The organism is Rhizobium sp. P40RR-XXII (assembly GCF_012641405.1).
GTDB lineage: Bacteria > Pseudomonadota > Alphaproteobacteria > Rhizobiales > Rhizobiaceae > Rhizobium.
This window is the reverse complement of record NZ_JABAII010000002.1, coordinates 1-15,175: the sequence shown is the minus strand read 5'-3', so window position 1 is coordinate 15,175 and position 15,175 is coordinate 1. Positions and strand designations below refer to the sequence as shown.

Genomic DNA, 15,175 nt, shown 5'->3' with positions numbered 1-15,175 from the left:
TGCATAGTCCAGCCTCTCAATTCCACTCCCAACCCGTCCCAATATTAAGGAACCTTCCATGCCTATCGCAAAAGGTTATGCCGCCACCGACGCGTCCAAGCCGCTCACTCCCTTCACCTTCGAGCGCCGCGAGCCGAACGAAGACGATGTCGTCATCGCTGTTCAATATTGCGGCGTCTGCCATTCCGACATTCACCAGGCTCGCAACGAATGGGGCTTCTCGAAATACCCGATGGTACCTGGCCATGAAGTTGCAGGCCTCGTCACGGCCGTCGGGTCCAAGGTAACGAAATTCAAGGTCGGTGACCGCGTCGGCGTCGGCTGCTTCGTCAATTCCTGCACGACGTGCGCCACGCGCGATCTGGATTACGAGCACTACATGCCGGGCCTGGTCCAGACCTACAATGACGTCGAAGCCGATGGCGAGACGCCGACCTATGGCGGCTACTCCGACTCGATCGTCGTCAAGGAAGGCTATGTTCTCTCCTTCCCCGACAATATTCCGCTGGATTCGGGCGCGCCGCTGCTGTGCGCCGGCATCACGCTCTTCTCGCCGCTGCGCCACTGGAAGGCCGGTCCGGGCAAGAAGGTTGCGATCGTCGGCATGGGCGGCCTCGGCCATATGGGCGTCAAGCTGGCGCACGCCATGGGCGCTGACGTGACGGTTCTCAGCCAGACGCTGTCGAAGAAGGAAGACGGCTTCAAGCTGGGCGCCAAGGAATATTACGCCACCAGCGATGCCGAGACCTTCACCAAGCTCGCAGGCACCTTCGACCTGATCATCAACACGGTCGGCACCGCGATCGACTGGAATGCCTATCTGAACCTTCTGAAATATGATGGCAGCATGGTGCTGGTCGGCGTTCCCGAACATGCCGTTCCGGTGCATGCCTTCTCGCTGATCCCCGGCCGTCGCAGCCTCTCCGGTTCCATGATCGGCTCGATCAAGGAAACCCAGGAAATGCTCGACTTCTGCGGCGAGCATAACATCGTCGCCGAGATCGAGAAGATCAGCATTCAGGACATCAACGAAGCCTATGAGCGCGTGCTGAAAAGCGACGTTCGCTACCGCTTCGTCATCGACATCGCCTCGCTGGCGTAAGCGCTTGCGGCGCAAATGCTCATACGGAAAGGGCAGCCACTGCGGCTGCCCTTTTTTCATTCCTCGCGCATGGTTTCCTTCTGCGTGATCAGCCGGGCGCTGTGCTGCCGGCTGATATAGATCCAAAGCCAGCTCCAGGCGACTGCGATGCGCCAGCGCACGCCGATCAGGAAATAGATGTGGGCGAGGCCCCATACCCACCAGGCGAGCCATCCCCTGAGCTTGATCCAGCCGAAATCGATGATCGCCGCACTTTTGCCGATCGTCGCCAGGCTGCCTTGATGGCGATAGTGGAATGGTCCCGGCGCCGGTTTGCCCGTCAGCTTCGCCTTGATCACCTTGGCAACGTAGGCGCCCTGCTGCTTGGCGGCCGGAGCAATCCCCGGCACCGGACTGCCGTCGTCGCGCAGGACGGACGCCGTGTCGCCGATGACGAAGATATCTTGCTTGCCGGGCGCCCGCAGCTCCTTGTCGACGACGGCCCGGCCAGCGCGGTCGGCAGGAATGTCCAGCCATTTCGCCGCCGGGGATGCCTCGACGCCCGCCGCCCAGACGATGGTGCGGCATGGCACGAAGGCATCTCCGATCGTCACTCCTTCGGCCGAGCAGAAGGTGACAGGCTTGCCGAAGCGGATTTCGACGCCCAGTTCTTCCAGTTCCCTGCGCGCATAGTCGGACAAGTCCTCGGCGAAAGCCGGGAGCACGCGCGGCCCCGCCTCCACGAGAATGATCTTCGCCTTCCGGGTATCGATATTGCGGAATTCCCTAGGCAAGGTCGTCCTTGCCAGCTCCGAGATGATCCCGGCAAGTTCGACGCCAGTCGGTCCCGCGCCGACAATGACGAAAGTCAGGAGGGATTCGCGGACCGCCGGGTCTGTTTCCAGCTCCGCCTGCTCGAAGGCGAGCAGCACCCGGCGGCGGATGGTCGTCGCATCCTCCAGTGTCTTCAACCCCGGCGCCACCGGTTCCCATTCGTCATGGCCGAAATAGGCATGGGTGGCACCAGTCGCCAGCACCAGCGTATCGTAGCCGATCTTCTGCCCATCTTTCAGAAGGACTTGATGCGTCTCGCTGTCGACACCGACAACTTCCGCAAGCAATGTCGTCACCTCCGGCCTGTCCCTGAAGAAGCTGCGGATCGGCCAGGCAATCTCGGAAGTTGAGAGCAAGGTGGTCGCAACCTGATAGAGAAGCGGCTGAAACAGATGGTGGTTGCGCCGGTCGATCATCGTGACGCGTACGGGAGCGCCCTTTAAATCGTTGACGAGCTGTACCCCGCCGAAACCGCCCCCGACAACGACAACGTGATGATCCTGCATGGCAACACCTCATGGCTACATTTCGCCGAAAACGTAGGGTTGAGAAGAGTAAGCAGCAACCATCTTTTATGCATGGCACCTCTGCTGCTGTCACGCGCCATTGTGCTTAACGCGCATATCCAACCGGAACGGACGCCCCGCTTTTCAGCTCCTCCATGGAGATCGATGCAGAAACATCGAACAATTCGACCTTGCGCACGAGCATCTTGTAGATGACGTCATAATGCTCAACACGCGGCAGCACGATCTTGAGGATATAATCGTAATTACCTGTCAGCCGGTGCGCTTCAACGATCTCTGGGATATCACCGATCACCTTGCGGAAAGATTCGATCCATTCGTCGGCATGATGCGCCGTCTTGATCAGCGCATAGACCGTGGTCGGCACGCCCATCCTCTCGCGATCGAGCACGACGATACGCCGGGCGATATGTCCGCTTTCCTCAAGCCTCTGGATGCGGCGCGAGCAGGCCGAGACCGACAGCGCGACACGATCGGCAAGCTCCGTTACCGAAATGCCGGCATCAGCCTGCAAAAATTCAAGAATCTTTCGGTCTCGTTCGTCCAGCATGTGCGGTAATCCTCATTCATACGCCTATATTTTGCACAAAAGTGGAAAAATGCGCAAACTATTACAGAAAAACTTTGATAGACTTCAAAAAATGCAAACACGCGGCGGCTGAATCGCAGCAATATTCCTCCATTCACACATTAGGAGCGGAGAACAGCATTATGCGCACCATTGGCCTGATCGGCGGCATGAGTTTCGAGAGTTCGGCGGTCTATTATCGCCTGATCAATGAAATGGTCCGCGAGCGGCTGGGCGGCCTCTCCTCCGCCGAACTGGTGATGTACTCCGTCAATTTCGAAGAAATCGTCGCGCTGCAGAAGGCGGGACGCTGGAGCGATGCCGCCGACCGGCTTGCCGATGCCGCGCAGCGCCTCCAGACCGCCGGCGCCGAATGCGTGCTCATCTGCACCAATACCATGCACCTGATCGCATCCGAGCTTGCTGCCCGCGTTTCCGTGCCGCTCATCCACATCATCGATGAAACCGCGGCGGCGCTGAAGGCCGCAGGCCGGCTCAAGCCCCTGCTGCTCGCGACCCGCTACACAATGGAACACGGCTTCTATGCCGAGCGCATGGCTAAGAATGGTGTCTCCATCATGGTTCCCGGCCCTGAGGATCGCACCGTGACGCATGACATCATCTTCAACGAACTCTGCGCCGGCATCATCAAGGACGAGTCGCGCCGGAAGCTGAACGGCATCATCGAGCGTGCCAAGACGGAAGGTGCCGACAGCGTCATTCTCGGCTGCACCGAAATCTGCCTGATCCTCGATCCCAAGGCGCTGATCCTGCCTGGCTTCGACACCACGACGATCCACGCCGAAACCGCCGTCGATTTCGCGCTTGCAAATGAAAAGAGCAGCAAAAGTTGCGCTGCTTGATCTCGATCAATTTACTTGACTGAGTCCAACAAATGACGGACATCGTCTCCTATATCTGAGGAGACGATGCCATGAGTCCTGCCGCCGAATTCGCGACCATTGATGCCGTCCGCGACTTCAACCGCTTCTACACCAATTTTCTTGGCGTCCTGAACAAGGCCTATCTCGACAGTCCCTATACCCTCACGGATGCGCGCGTGCTGTTCGAGGTCGGCTTCCGCGGTGGTGTCGCCGCTTCGGCGCTGACACGCGAGCTTCATCTCGATCCAGCCTACCTCAGCCGCATCGTCAAGCGCTTTCGCGAGGATGGGCTGATCGAAACGACGCCGGACCCGACCGACGCGCGCAGCCAGGTCATAAAAGTCACCGAAAAGGGACAGGTGCAGTTCGAGGAATTCGTCCGCCGCTCTCGTGCCCAGATCGCCGGATATTTCGAAAAGCTCGCGATCGGCGAACCCGAGCGCGTCGTTGCGGCGATGCAGACGATAAAGGACACGCTCGGCATGGATCGAACCACGGCATCCCCCGCGATCATCCGCAACCACCGGGCGGGAGATATCGGCTGGATCGTGCAAAGCCAGGCGCGTTTTTACACCGAGGAATTCGGCTGGGACGACCGCTTCGAAGGGTTGGCGGCCGAGGTCGCCGGAAAATTCCTCTCCAATTTCAATCCGCAAAAGGATCGCTGCTGGATCGCCGAGCGAAGTGGCGTGAATGTCGGATCGGCCATAATCGCCGATGGCGGCGACGGCGTTGCCAAGCTCCGGCTGCTCTATGTCGACAAGGCTGCGCGCGGCCTTGGCCTCGGCAAGCTGCTGGTCGACGAATGCATCCGCTTCTCGCGCGATGCGGGCTACAGCAGCCTTTCGCTCTGGACCAACGATATCCTCGACACGGCACGGGCGATCTACGTCAAGGCGGGCTTCAGGCTGACCGCAGAAGAAAAGCATCGCATGTTCGGCCCTGAACTGAACGGCCAGACCTGGGTGCTCGATCTGTAAATGTCGTTGACGGCGCATGCAGATAGACAGGCTCGCAGTTGAATCATATCCTCGCTGCAGCCCTGATTTGCACCGAGTTGTTCGCCATGACCATCGACACCGAAATCCGGATAGAACCCATCGCCAACGAGTACATCGAAAGGCTTTCACAAGGCGCTCGATACGGTGGCGCGCGAGCAAGAATATCTATCGCTGCTCGAAGCTTTTCCATTGGAGGAGACACGCGCCTTCGTGCTCGGCATGATCGAGAACGGCAACCCGCAATTCGTTGCTCTTGCCGACGGGAAGGTGGTCGGCTGGTGCGATATCAGCCGTCATGGCTTTCCATCCCACGCCCACACCGGCAAGCTCGGCATGGGCATCATTCCAGCCTATCGCGGCCAGGGGCTCGGGCGTCGATTGATAGAAACGACGCTGCAGGCCGCCGCGATGTGGGAATAGAACGCGTCGAGCTCAGCGTGCATGCCGATAATGGCAGGGCTATCGCGCTCTATGAGAAAGTCGGTTTCGTCCGTGAAGGCCTCGCACGCAAGTCTTTTCGTATAGATGGACGCTACAAGGACGCCATCCACATGGCGTTTTTCCACGAATAGCGGAACCAGCAGCAATCACCATTCTCGCCATGTCTTGCTGCGATGCAAAAATTCGCTTGATTTGGAAACGATCATTTCCTAAAAGAGTGACATGACGATAGACACACTCGACATCGCACCGAAGCTCCGGGGACGCCCACGGGAATTCGACATCGATTCGGCGCTCGACGAAGCGCTGCGCGTCTTTTCGGAGCGCGGCTATTATGCCGCCTCGATCAGCGAATTGACCGAGGCCATGGGTCTGACGGCCGGAAGTGTCTACAAGGCATTCGGCGACAAGCGCGGGGTGTTCCTTGCCGCTTTCGACCGCTATCGCCACGTACGCCAGCAATTGATCGACGATGCCCTTGCCAAGGCCCCGAATGCCTATGAAAAGCTGCGGACATTGCTGAGGTTCTTCGCCGAAGCATCATGCGGCGAGGTCGGACGGCGGGGCTGTCTTGTGGTTGGCAGCGCGACCGAACTCGCGCTTTTCGACGAGGAGGTCGCCGGCCGGGTTGGCGTAGCCTTCGATTTCGACGAGCGGCGCATCCTCAATCTGATCCGTCTCGGACAAGAGGATGGTTCTGTACCGAAGCATGTCGATCCTGAAACCACCGCCCGCGCGCTGCTTGCCCTGACCAAGGGCATGCGCGTGATCGGCAAGACCGGCCGCAAGACCGAACATATGCTCGCCGTCGCCGAGACGGCCATGAAACTGCTGAACTGATTTTTATCGAAATTTCGGGGAGCAAACTCCCCCTGCCCGCATCGAGGACAAGATATGCCCGCAACTGCCGCCGCCAGACGGGAGAGCACGCCGCTCCCCGAGAAGACCCTTTCACCGCTGCTGACATTCATGTTCGCCGCCGCCTGCGGGCTGGTGGCTGCCAACCTCTATTATGGCCAGCCGCTCGCCGGCCCGATCAGCCAGTCGCTCGGCTTCACCCCCGCCGCCACCGGCCTCATCGTCACGCTGACACAGATCGGCTACGGCCTCGGCCTCTTGTTGATCGTGCCATTGGGTGATCTTCACGAGAACCGCAGGCTGGTGCTGACCCTGGTGGCGCTGTCCGCCGTCGCTCTTGTCGGCGCTGCCTTCGCATGGTCGCCGTCGCTGTTCCTGCTCGCTTCGCTCTGTATCGGCCTGGCGTCCGTCGCGGTGCAGGTGCTTGTTCCCTTTGCCGCCCATATGGCGCCGGATGCCAGCCGCGGTGCCGTCGTCGGCAATGTCATGAGCGGCCTGCTCGTCGGCATCATGCTCGCCCGCCCAGCGGCAAGCTTCCTGTCCGAACTCCTGTCCTGGCACGCGGTCTATATCATCTCTGCCGGCATTATGATCGGGCTGCTCGTCATCCTGCGCCTCGTCCTGCCGACCCGCGTGCCGCACACCAAGCTGCACTACGGACAGCTCTTGTCTTCCATGGGCCACCTCGCGCTCCGCACGCCGGTACTGCAGCGCCGTGCGCTATATCAGGCCTGCATGTTCGGCGCCTTCAGCCTCTTCTGGACGACGACCCCACTATTGCTGGCAAGCCCTGCATTCGGCCTGACGCAAAACGGCATTGCCCTTTTCGCGCTGGCCGGCGCAGCAGGCGCAGTCGCCTCGCCGATCGCCGGGCGCGTTGCCGATCGCGGCTGGACGAAGCTTGCCACCGCCTTCGCCCTGACGATTGCGATCGTTGCCTTCCTGATCGGCCATTTCTCCGGCAGCGGCTCGTTGCTGGCGCTGATCACGCTGACGCTGTCGGGCATCATGCTGGACTTCGGCGTCCAGACGAACCTCGTGCTTGGTCAACGCGCCATCTTCGCGCTCAGCGCCGAACACCGCAGCCGCCTCAACGGGCTCTACATGGCAACCTTCTTTGCCGGCGGCGCCCTTGGCTCGGCGCTCGGCGGCTGGGCCTATGCCATCGGCGGCTGGAAGATGGCCTCCTGGATCGGCGTCGCCTTCCCGGTCATCGCGCTTCTTGCCTTCCTGACCGAAAGCAATTCCAGGAAAAGTGCGTAGCGGCTTTCCGTCTGAAATTATGTAAAAACAAAAGGATAGAGCATTTTCGCGATTCGAGGAAAAGCGGAAAGGTTCGAGCCTGAGAACTGATCAAGACGGCTGCGGTATAGCCTCCCGCAGCCAGTCGCATTCCCGCAGGCCGGCGCCGTTGAACGGATCGACCAGCGTGCCGGAAACGATGCCCGCCAGGATCTGCGGCGCGGGAGGCACTCTGGCGACTGTGGCGACCAGCCGGTCCCTGATCCAGGCGAGCGCCGCCGAGTCCGATTGATAGAAGGGCGTGAACGCGGCCGAGAGCAGCTGGAACAGCCGCACATGCATCCGCCGCGCCTTGGCATAGGCCGCAAGAGCAGCCTCGATAGTTTCATGTCCTGCAAGCGCATGCGCCAGCGCCGCCACATCGAGCAGAGCCATATTGGCGCCCTGCCCGAGCTGCGGGCTGGTGGAGTGGGCTGCATCGCCGACGAAAACCGTTCGCCCGCTATAGGGCACCTTCATCGTGCGATGGGCGTAACGTGCAAGCGTCAGCTGGTCCCAATCGGTGATCTGCTCCAGCAACGGCTCGCATCCCGGCCAATAGCCGCGGATCGTCTGCTTCCAGCGCTCCAGCCCACGCTTGCGCACCTCATCGGCATCCGCGGCCTTCAAGCTCCAGAACAAGGCCGCCTGCTTCGGCAAATGCGGTCTTCTGCTACCGATTGGCAGGACGCCGATCATTACGCTCGCCCTGTCATAGCGCTGCGTCAGGGCAGCCTGATCCACTAATCCGTCCGGACAGTCGAGCGTCGCCCAAAAGGCGCCATAGACGAGGCTGCGTGCACGCGGCGCGACGGGTGACGCTGCCACCAGCTCGGAGCGCGCGCCGCTGGCATCGATGACGAGATCATAGGGTCCGAGGCGCTCGCCGCCTTCGACGGAGAGAAAGCTGCCGGCCCCCTCTTCGATCACGCCAAGGACCCGCTGACCGGTATGGATCGGGTGTTGCCGTGCGGAGACTTCATCATAAAGCGTATCGAATAGCGCGGCGCGATGAACGCCAAGCCCATAGCGGCCGCCGGGCAGCGCATTATAGCGCACGTCAAGGACGATGCGGCCACGAGTGGTCTCCGTGCCGAACAGCCGATCGATGCGGTTACCGGCGGCATGAATGGCTGGGCCGAGCCCGAGCGATTCCAGCACGGTCAATCCGGTCGGCTGCAGCATCAGCGCCGAGCCGACGGGGGCCGGGCTGTCGAACCGTTCGATGATATCGGTCGTGTGGCCGGCACGAGAAAGAAAGAGAGAAGCGGCAAGCCCGGCAGGCCCGGCGCCGACGATGGCGATTTTCAATGGATTCACTGTAAAGGCTCAGTCCGGCGATTGATCGAAACGGGCTCTTGCGGCCTTAACAGCCTCATGATTGGCTTCCGCCCAATTCAGGAGCTGGGCCAGCGGCTCGTACAGCGAATAACCGAGATCGGTCATGCGGTATTCGACACTCGGCGGTTTGGTGGGAAAGACCTCGCGGTCGACATAGCCGTCGCGCTGAAGGTCGCGCAGCGTTTGCGTCAGCATACGCTGGGAGATATCAGGCACAAGACGACGCAGTTCGCCGAAACGGTATGGCCGCTTTGCCAGCGTTTCCATCAGCAGCACCGACCATTTTCCGCCGATCTGTGAGATGAGGTCGCGCACCGGACAATTGCTGAAATCGAGATTGCTGAGATCCACATCGCGTAACGCGGAATCTCTGCTGCGCAGATTGACGACGGTGCTGGCACCCATGCCGGTTCCCTTTTGGTAACTTGGAGCCGAAAAACTGCCTCCTTTACATCGCGAAGTCAATTCCTATTCTAGCGCTAGTCTCTTTTTGAGAGCAACACGGTCACTGCAAATCCGCGGTGGTCAAACAAGGAAAACCAATATGAGCAGCACTCTTCTCGTTACCGGTGCCGCGGGTCAGCTTGGCCAGCGCGTCATTCATCACCTGCTGGAGACATACAAAGTCGCTCCTGGCCGCATCATTGCCGCCACGCGTAGCCCGGAGAAGCTTGCCGACCTCGCCGCCAAGGGCGTCATTACCCGCAAGGCCGATTTCGATGATGCCGACACCCTGCTTGCGGCTTTCACTGGCGGCGATCGCCTGCTGATCATCAGCACCGACGCGCTCGCCGTTCCCGGCCAGCGCCTGAAGCAGCACACGGCCGCCGTAGAAGCCGCGAAGAAGGCCGGCGTGAAGCATATCCTCTACACCTCAATGCCGGCTCCGGAAGATTCGCTTGTCAGCTTCGCCCCCGACCACCTCGGCACGGAAAATGCCATCAAGGCTAGCGGCATCGGCTACACGATCCTGCGCGACGCCTGGTATTTCGACAACTACCTGCACGGCCTGCCGCATAGCCTCGAAGTCGGCAAGTGGTACACCGCGACCGGCGGCGGCCGCGTCAGCAACATCAGCCGCGAAGACTGCGCACTCGCCATCGCCGCCGCCCTGGCTTCCGACAGCGCGGAAAGCGCCACCTACACGCTGACAGGCTCGACCGCCGTCACCATCGCGGATGTGGCGAGTGTCGTCAGCAGGATCACCGGCCGTCCGCTTGAGGTTATTGACGTCAACGACGAACAGCTTGCCGCCGGTCTCACCGGTGCCGGCCTGCCGCCATTCGTGGTCGACATGCTCGTCTCCGCCGACGCCAACATCCGCGCCGGCAAATTCGACATCCTGACCAACGACTTCAACAAGCTGACCGGCAAGGAGCCGCAGACGCTACGCAGCTTCTTCGAGGAACACAAGGCCGCATTGCTCGGCTAAGTCTTGGAACGGCTGGCAAAGCGTTCTTACCGCTAGCCTACGAACAACCCCTCTCCCCGCAAATGCGGGGCGAGGCAGCTTCCGCCTCCATCAAAGTGTGGACTGCAACGAGGATAACTCCGTCAACGCATGTGGAAAGAGCGATCAATCCGATTCCGCATATTGCGGCAGATCATCGGTAATTTCATACCACTCGGCTTTCGATGCGACGAAAACATGGTGTGTGGGACGTATGCTTGGCGTGTCGACAAGCGTACCCATCGTAACATGGGCGTAAGTGCCGTCCTTGACGATCGCATAGAGAAGCGAGCCGCATATTCTGCAGTGGATGTACGGAGCCGCCGCGTCGCCGTAGATCATGACGCTTTCCGCGCCATCGACTATCCCGATCTTCTCGGATGGGATACCCGCCAGAGGTTTGAAGGCCGACCCGGTTGTTCGCCGGCAGTTCGAACAATGGCAGTTCACCGCATAAGCGAAGTCGTCGGCAACCTGGTAGGTTACGGCACGTCGCGCCCAGCCCCGCATTGGGCAGATGGGCTGATGTCAAGGGCAGCCGAAAGCTACCGCGTCTGGACGGCGGCTCGGCTCACGAACCCGCCCAGTCGGCTTCAAACCGTCTGTCCGCAAGCCCGGCGGAAACGCCGCACCGTTTCGGCCATGCCATATTCCAGTGCATCCGCCGTCAGCCCATGGCCAATCGAGGTCTCCGCGAGCTTCGGAATGCGCTTCAGCAGCGCCGGAAGATTGGCGACTGTCAGGTCGTGGCCGGCATTGACATCAAGGCCGTTGGCGAAGGCTGCATCGGCGGTCTTGCCGAGTGCCTCAAGAATGACAGCAGCCTTCTGCGGATCATCATAGCAGCCACCATAGGGGCCGGTGTAAAGCTCGATGCGATCCGCACCAACTTCTCTCGCGATCTTAACGGCGTCCGCATCGCCGTCGCCATCGGCAAACAGCGACACACGGCAGCCGATCTTCTTGTACTTGGCGACGACCGCAACCAGCAGCTCGCGATTCCTACGAAAATCCCAGCCGTGGTCCGAGGTCGCCTGAGTGGGATCATCGGGCACGAGTGTCACCTGCTCGGGCTCGGCAGAAGCGCAGAGATCGAAGAACTCGTCGCTCGGATAGCCCTCGATATTGAAATCTGCTTCCGGAAACTCGTCATCAATCAGCGCACGGATTTCGGGCAGGTCGGAAAAGCGCACATGCCGCTGATCGGGACGCGGATGAACCGTCAGCCCGCTGGCGCCGGCCGCCAGCGCGATACGGCCCAAACCCGTGACGCTCGGCCAGGGAAGATCACGCCGGTTGCGCAGCATCGCGATGGCGTTGAGGTTCACGGAGAGCTTGGCGGGCATGATCGAAATCCCTGATTTTCAAAGCGGATGATAGTGCCGTTCTATGCCATTATGACCAGCGAAACCAACGAGATTCCGACATCGACCCATGCAAAACTTTGATGGTCACGGCAAAGTGGCATCGCCATGCGGTGACGCATCGGCAGCAAAGTCCTTTTGCGGATATCTATTGCCCCAAGCGCGACTTATCGGACGATGGTCAGCGTCTCGGCGGCGCGGGTGATGGCCGTATAGAGCCAGCGCTCGCGCGTATCGCGAAATGCCCAGCTCTCGTCGAACAGCACGACATTGTTCCACTGCGAGCCCTGCGCCTTATGAACGGTCAACGCGTAGCCATAGTCGAATTCGTCATAGCGCTTGCGCGTCGACCAGGGAATCTCACCCTCGACATCCTCGAAGGCCTGTTTCAAGAGCTTGATCTTGGCCGCACCACGATCCATGTCGTCGTCTTCCGGCCGCACCAGCAGATTGATGCCCGGCTTCGTCGTTTCCCTGGAGGATGTCATGACCTGCCAAAGCGAGCCGTTGAGCAGACCCTTGGCGGGATCGTTGCGCAGGCAGACAAGTTTGTCGCCGGATTGCGGATAGTCGGCGGAAAACCCCTTGAGTTCGCGCAGACGCTGATTGTAGCGCCGGCGCGTCCTGTTGGTGCCGACGAGAACCTGATCCGCCTCCAGCACCAGCGGCTGCGTGACTTCATTCTTCGAGATCACCTGCGCGGTGCCATAATCGCCATGCATGATTTCCTTGCCCTCACGCACCTGCATGGCGAGCTGAATGATCGGATTGTCGCGGGCCTGACGATGAATATCCGTCAGCAGATAATCCGGCTCCTCATTCGTGAAGAAACCGCCGCCGGAAACCGGCGGAAGCTGGCCGGGATCGCCAAGCACCAGAATGGGCGTTCCAAAGCTCATCAGATCCTTGCCAAGCGCTTCGTCCACCATCGAGCATTCGTCGACGATGATCAACGCGGCCTTGGAGACCGGGCTCTGGCGGTTGATGGTGAACATCGGGGCGATCGATGTCTTGCCCGTCTCCTCATCCTCAACGGCTTCCTCGCCGCGCGGCCGGTAGATCAGCGAATGGATGGTCTTCGCATTGGAAGCGCCGCGCGAGCGCAGCACCTGCGCCGCCTTGCCGGTAAAGGCCGCAAACAGCACCTCGCCATCCACATGTTCGGCAAAATGCCGCGCAAGGGTCGTCTTGCCCGTGCCGGCATAACCGAACAGGCGAAACAGCGGCGAGCGCCCCTCCTTCAGCCATTTGGCGACGGCCTTGAGCGCTTCATCTTGTTGCGGCGCGAATTGCATCGGCCGAATTGGCAGGATTCGGCCGCTGGAAGCAAGCAGTAAAAAATACCCGGCGAGCTGGGAATAAAATCAAGCGCACCCGTGTCTCATGTCCGGCAGCGCAAAAATGCGACGCCTGGATAACCATCATCCACCCACCCGAGGAGAGACAACATGAAAACCATGAGATTCCTGGCCGCGCTCGCTGCGGCGTCGGCCTTTGCCACAGCCGCTTTCGCCGCGGCCCCCGTCAAAACGGTCGAAAGCTCCAAGGGCAAGGTGCTTGCCGGCGAAAACGGCAAGACGCTCTACACCTTCAAGAACGACAAGTCGGGCGAATCCAATTGCAATGGCGATTGCGCGAAAGCCTGGCCGCCGCTCATGGCCGATGGCAAAGCCAAGGCGGAAGGTGCATATTCGATCATTACCCGCAAGGACGGGATGAAACAGTGGGCAAAGGACGGCATGCCGCTCTACTTCTTCATCAAGGACGCAAAGTCCGGTGATGTCGCCGGCGACGGCTTCAAGGGCGTATGGGATGTCGCACGGCCCTGACAATCCGGAAAATGGCGCGGCGGGAGCCTCCGCCGCGCCCGATAGCTTCGAGGCGGAGGTGCTGGCGCTCCTCCCCTCGTTGCGCCGCTATTCGCGCAGCCTTGCCCGCTCGGATGCGGATGGCGAAGATCTGCTTCAGGATTGTGTCGAAAAGGTTTTGACCCGGCGCGGCCAATGGCGCGGACTGAACCTGCGCGGCTGGGTGTTGACGATCATGACCAATCTCTATCGCAACGGACTGCGCCAGCAAGGCGGCCGCAGCTTCGTCGACATCGATGACAACAGCCATCTGCCTGCCGCCGAAACCGACAACGACCCGCTGCAGCGGTCACGCCTGGAACTGGCTCTCAACAACCTCGGCGAAGACTATCGAGCAGTGCTGATGCTCGTCGTCGTCGAAGGCTACAGCTATCAGGATGTCGCAGACATGCTTGATATCCCGATCGGCACAGTGATGTCGCGCCTGTCGCGCGCGCGCCAGAAGATGACCAGCCTGTTGAATGCAGACAATGTTGTCACGCTTCGGAGACCAAGATGAACGAACGCAAACCGACCGTGACCGAAGCGGACCTTCACGCCTTTGCCGATGGCCTTCTGCCACCGGAGAAGCAGGCGGAATTGCAGGCATGGCTGACCGAAAATCCCGAGAACGCCGCTGCCGTTGCGACATGGCAGGTCCAGAACGATGAAATCCGCGCCATGTTCTCCCCCTATGCCATATCGAAGGACGGCGACGCGGACCTCTTTTCGAAAAGCAGAAACATATCGTCTGCCCAGGCGACTGCGCCACAGCGAAGCCGCAAGCTGACGATGCTCGCCGCCTCGCTCGTACTATTTGTGGCCGGCGCTGCAGCAGGCCATTTCGGCCCCGATCTTTTCGCGCGGCCCGAATTGCAGCTGACCTCAATCGAGGCATTGCCGCAGCAGGCGCATTCGGCCTTCGTCGTCTATGCCAGCGATGTCCGCCATCCCGTCGAAGTCGGCGCGGATCAGGAGGCACATCTCGCCACCTGGCTTGGCAAGCGCATGAATGTGGCCGGCCTCAAGGTACCGAGCCTGCAGAAGCTGGGATTCCAGCTGGTCGGCGGCCGGCTGCTGCCGATCAACGGTACGCCCGGCGCCCTGTTCATGTATGAGAATGCCAGCGGCCAGCGCCTGACCGTGCTGGTCGGGCGCAATAGCGGCAATACCACGACCAGCTTCCGCTTCGCCAGCGACAACGCCGTCGAGACCTTCTACTGGATCGACGGCGACCTCGGCTATGCCGTCACCGGCGAGATCTCGCGTGACATGCTGCGGCAGGTGGCGGACGAGTGCTACAAGCAATTCTCATCCTGATGCCCCAGCGGAGACCACTCACCCACCCTCGTGGTTCGAGACGGCCTTTTAGGCCTCCTCACCATGTGGGCTAGGAAGTGTGGACAGTTATCTGATCCATAGGACGATTGCTGCGATAGTGACGACTGCGAGGTAGTTTTCGGCGGTTTTTTCGAAGCGCGTAGCGACCGTGCGGAACTGCTTGAGTCTCGAGAAGCAGCACTCGATCAGGTGGCGCTGGGCGTAGAGATGCTTGTCCAGCGGGTATTTTTGCGCGGGAAGGATTGTTGGGGATCACCGCCACAGCGCCTTTATCAGCGATGGCATTGCGCAGGCGATCGCTGTCATAAGCGGTGTCGGCCATGACGATGTCGGCGGGTAGGCCCTCGATCAGGGCAT

Annotated in this window: 16 protein-coding genes and 2 pseudogenes; 10 read left to right on the top strand and 8 right to left on the bottom strand. The window is 60.6% G+C overall.

Features of this window, described 5'->3' with window-relative positions; translation table 11 throughout:
* The first annotated feature begins 58 nt into the window (after window positions 1–58).
* A complete protein-coding gene (locus HGP16_RS03385; protein ID WP_168838624.1) occupies window positions 59–1,102 on the top strand; it encodes an NAD(P)-dependent alcohol dehydrogenase in 1,044 nt (347 codons plus the stop codon).
* A 56-nt stretch (window positions 1,103–1,158) separates the two neighbouring features.
* Here HGP16_RS03385 and HGP16_RS03380 read toward each other — a convergent pair whose 3' ends face one another.
* Both HGP16_RS03380 and HGP16_RS03375 read right to left on the bottom strand, forming a co-directional pair.
* On the bottom strand, window positions 1,159–2,421 hold the full coding sequence (locus HGP16_RS03380) for an NAD(P)/FAD-dependent oxidoreductase (RefSeq protein ID WP_168838623.1): 1,263 nt from the start codon (window positions 2,419–2,421) through the stop codon (window positions 1,159–1,161).
* 106 nt (window positions 2,422–2,527) lie between these two features.
* A complete protein-coding gene (locus HGP16_RS03375) occupies window positions 2,528–2,992 on the bottom strand; it encodes an Lrp/AsnC family transcriptional regulator (RefSeq protein WP_168838622.1) in 465 nt (154 codons plus the stop codon).
* A gap of 161 nt (window positions 2,993–3,153) precedes the next feature.
* On the opposite strand from HGP16_RS03375, the gene HGP16_RS03370 reads away from it, so the two are divergent.
* The 5 genes and pseudogenes from HGP16_RS03370 (at window position 3,154) to HGP16_RS03350 (ending at window position 7,457) form a co-directional block, all read left to right on the top strand.
* Window positions 3,154–3,873 carry an aspartate/glutamate racemase family protein gene (locus HGP16_RS03370; RefSeq protein ID WP_168838621.1) on the top strand — a complete coding sequence of 240 codons (720 nt, stop codon included), beginning with the start codon at window positions 3,154–3,156 and terminating at the stop codon, window positions 3,871–3,873.
* A 71-nt stretch (window positions 3,874–3,944) separates the two neighbouring features.
* Window positions 3,945–4,874 (top strand): helix-turn-helix domain-containing GNAT family N-acetyltransferase, encoded by a 930-nt coding sequence (locus tag HGP16_RS03365; protein WP_168838620.1) that lies wholly within the window; start codon window positions 3,945–3,947, stop codon window positions 4,872–4,874.
* A gap of 86 nt (window positions 4,875–4,960) precedes the next feature.
* Window positions 4,961–5,467 (top strand): annotated as a pseudogene (locus HGP16_RS03360) (GNAT family N-acetyltransferase).
* A 91-nt stretch (window positions 5,468–5,558) separates the two neighbouring features.
* Complete coding sequence (locus tag HGP16_RS03355; RefSeq protein WP_168838619.1) at window positions 5,559–6,176, top strand: TetR/AcrR family transcriptional regulator; 618 nt, start codon at window positions 5,559–5,561, stop codon at window positions 6,174–6,176.
* 54 nt (window positions 6,177–6,230) lie between these two features.
* Entirely contained in the window at window positions 6,231–7,457 is a 1,227-nt protein-coding gene (locus tag HGP16_RS03350; protein ID WP_168838618.1) for an MFS transporter, read from the top strand.
* 90 nt (window positions 7,458–7,547) lie between these two features.
* Here HGP16_RS03350 and HGP16_RS03345 read toward each other — a convergent pair whose 3' ends face one another.
* Window positions 7,548–8,795, bottom strand: coding sequence for an NAD(P)/FAD-dependent oxidoreductase (locus HGP16_RS03345; RefSeq protein WP_168838617.1), 1,248 nt, complete (start codon window positions 8,793–8,795; stop codon window positions 7,548–7,550).
* 9 nt (window positions 8,796–8,804) lie between these two features.
* On the bottom strand, window positions 8,805–9,221 hold the full coding sequence (locus HGP16_RS03340) for a winged helix-turn-helix transcriptional regulator (RefSeq protein WP_168838616.1): 417 nt from the start codon (window positions 9,219–9,221) through the stop codon (window positions 8,805–8,807).
* Window positions 9,222–9,360: 139 nt separating this feature from the next.
* Here HGP16_RS03340 and HGP16_RS03335 point away from each other — a divergent pair, with 139 nt between their 5' ends.
* On the top strand, window positions 9,361–10,248 hold the full coding sequence (locus HGP16_RS03335) for an SDR family oxidoreductase (RefSeq protein ID WP_168838615.1): 888 nt from the start codon (window positions 9,361–9,363) through the stop codon (window positions 10,246–10,248).
* A 144-nt stretch (window positions 10,249–10,392) separates the two neighbouring features.
* Here HGP16_RS03335 and HGP16_RS03330 read toward each other — a convergent pair whose 3' ends face one another.
* The 3 genes from HGP16_RS03330 to HGP16_RS03320 all read right to left on the bottom strand — a co-directional run bounded on the left by HGP16_RS03330 (window position 10,393) and on the right by HGP16_RS03320 (window position 12,925).
* Window positions 10,393–10,776 carry a GFA family protein gene (locus tag HGP16_RS03330; RefSeq protein ID WP_168838614.1) on the bottom strand — a complete coding sequence of 128 codons (384 nt, stop codon included), beginning with the start codon at window positions 10,774–10,776 and terminating at the stop codon, window positions 10,393–10,395.
* 83 nt (window positions 10,777–10,859) lie between these two features.
* Entirely contained in the window at window positions 10,860–11,612 is a 753-nt protein-coding gene (locus HGP16_RS03325) for a pyridoxine 5'-phosphate synthase (RefSeq protein WP_168838613.1), read from the bottom strand.
* A 185-nt stretch (window positions 11,613–11,797) separates the two neighbouring features.
* Window positions 11,798–12,925, bottom strand: a complete 1,128-nt coding sequence (locus HGP16_RS03320) for an ATP-dependent RecD-like DNA helicase (protein ID WP_168838612.1) — start codon at window positions 12,923–12,925, stop codon at window positions 11,798–11,800.
* Between the two features lie 153 nt (window positions 12,926–13,078).
* Here HGP16_RS03320 and HGP16_RS03315 point away from each other — a divergent pair, with 153 nt between their 5' ends.
* The 3 genes from HGP16_RS03315 to HGP16_RS03305 are packed head-to-tail and all read left to right on the top strand — an operon-like array spanning window position 13,079 to window position 14,797.
* Complete coding sequence (locus HGP16_RS03315) at window positions 13,079–13,459, top strand: hypothetical protein (protein WP_168838611.1); 381 nt, start codon at window positions 13,079–13,081, stop codon at window positions 13,457–13,459.
* Window positions 13,443–13,997, top strand: a complete 555-nt coding sequence (locus HGP16_RS03310; RefSeq protein WP_168838610.1) for an RNA polymerase sigma factor — start codon at window positions 13,443–13,445, stop codon at window positions 13,995–13,997. The genes HGP16_RS03315 and HGP16_RS03310 overlap by 17 nt, the downstream gene beginning before the upstream one ends.
* Complete coding sequence (locus HGP16_RS03305) at window positions 13,994–14,797, top strand: anti-sigma factor family protein (RefSeq protein WP_168838609.1); 804 nt, start codon at window positions 13,994–13,996, stop codon at window positions 14,795–14,797. Before HGP16_RS03310 ends, HGP16_RS03305 begins: the two co-directional genes overlap by 4 nt.
* 87 nt (window positions 14,798–14,884) lie before the next feature.
* On the opposite strand, the pseudogene HGP16_RS03300 reads toward HGP16_RS03305, so the two are convergent.
* Window positions 14,885–15,175, bottom strand: a pseudogene (locus tag HGP16_RS03300) (transposase); the annotation flags it as partial.

Excerpts from the sequence above, each read along its gene's own strand:
- HGP16_RS03310 (WP_168838610.1), top strand. The coding sequence starts at position 13,443 with ATGTCGCACGGCCCTGACAATCCGGAAAATGGCGCGGCGGGAGCCTCC.
- HGP16_RS03325 (WP_168838613.1), bottom strand. The coding sequence starts at position 11,612 with ATGCCCGCCAAGCTCTCCGTGAACCTCAACGCCATCGCGATGCTGCGC.
- HGP16_RS03355 (WP_168838619.1), top strand. The coding sequence starts at position 5,559 with ATGACGATAGACACACTCGACATCGCACCGAAGCTCCGGGGACGCCCA.
- HGP16_RS03380 (WP_168838623.1), bottom strand. The coding sequence starts at position 2,421 with ATGCAGGATCATCACGTTGTCGTTGTCGGGGGCGGTTTCGGCGGGGTA.
- HGP16_RS03305 (WP_168838609.1), top strand. The coding sequence starts at position 13,994 with ATGAACGAACGCAAACCGACCGTGACCGAAGCGGACCTTCACGCCTTT.
- HGP16_RS03385 (WP_168838624.1), top strand. The coding sequence starts at position 59 with ATGCCTATCGCAAAAGGTTATGCCGCCACCGACGCGTCCAAGCCGCTC.
- HGP16_RS03365 (WP_168838620.1), top strand. The coding sequence starts at position 3,945 with ATGAGTCCTGCCGCCGAATTCGCGACCATTGATGCCGTCCGCGACTTC.
- HGP16_RS03375 (WP_168838622.1), bottom strand. The coding sequence starts at position 2,992 with ATGCTGGACGAACGAGACCGAAAGATTCTTGAATTTTTGCAGGCTGAT.
- HGP16_RS03340 (WP_168838616.1), bottom strand. The coding sequence starts at position 9,221 with ATGGGTGCCAGCACCGTCGTCAATCTGCGCAGCAGAGATTCCGCGTTA.
- HGP16_RS03370 (WP_168838621.1), top strand. The coding sequence starts at position 3,154 with ATGCGCACCATTGGCCTGATCGGCGGCATGAGTTTCGAGAGTTCGGCG.
- HGP16_RS03330 (WP_168838614.1), bottom strand. The coding sequence starts at position 10,776 with ATGCGGGGCTGGGCGCGACGTGCCGTAACCTACCAGGTTGCCGACGAC.
- HGP16_RS03335 (WP_168838615.1), top strand. The coding sequence starts at position 9,361 with ATGAGCAGCACTCTTCTCGTTACCGGTGCCGCGGGTCAGCTTGGCCAG.
- HGP16_RS03320 (WP_168838612.1), bottom strand. The coding sequence starts at position 12,925 with ATGCAATTCGCGCCGCAACAAGATGAAGCGCTCAAGGCCGTCGCCAAA.
- HGP16_RS03315 (WP_168838611.1), top strand. The coding sequence starts at position 13,079 with ATGAAAACCATGAGATTCCTGGCCGCGCTCGCTGCGGCGTCGGCCTTT.
- HGP16_RS03350 (WP_168838618.1), top strand. The coding sequence starts at position 6,231 with ATGCCCGCAACTGCCGCCGCCAGACGGGAGAGCACGCCGCTCCCCGAG.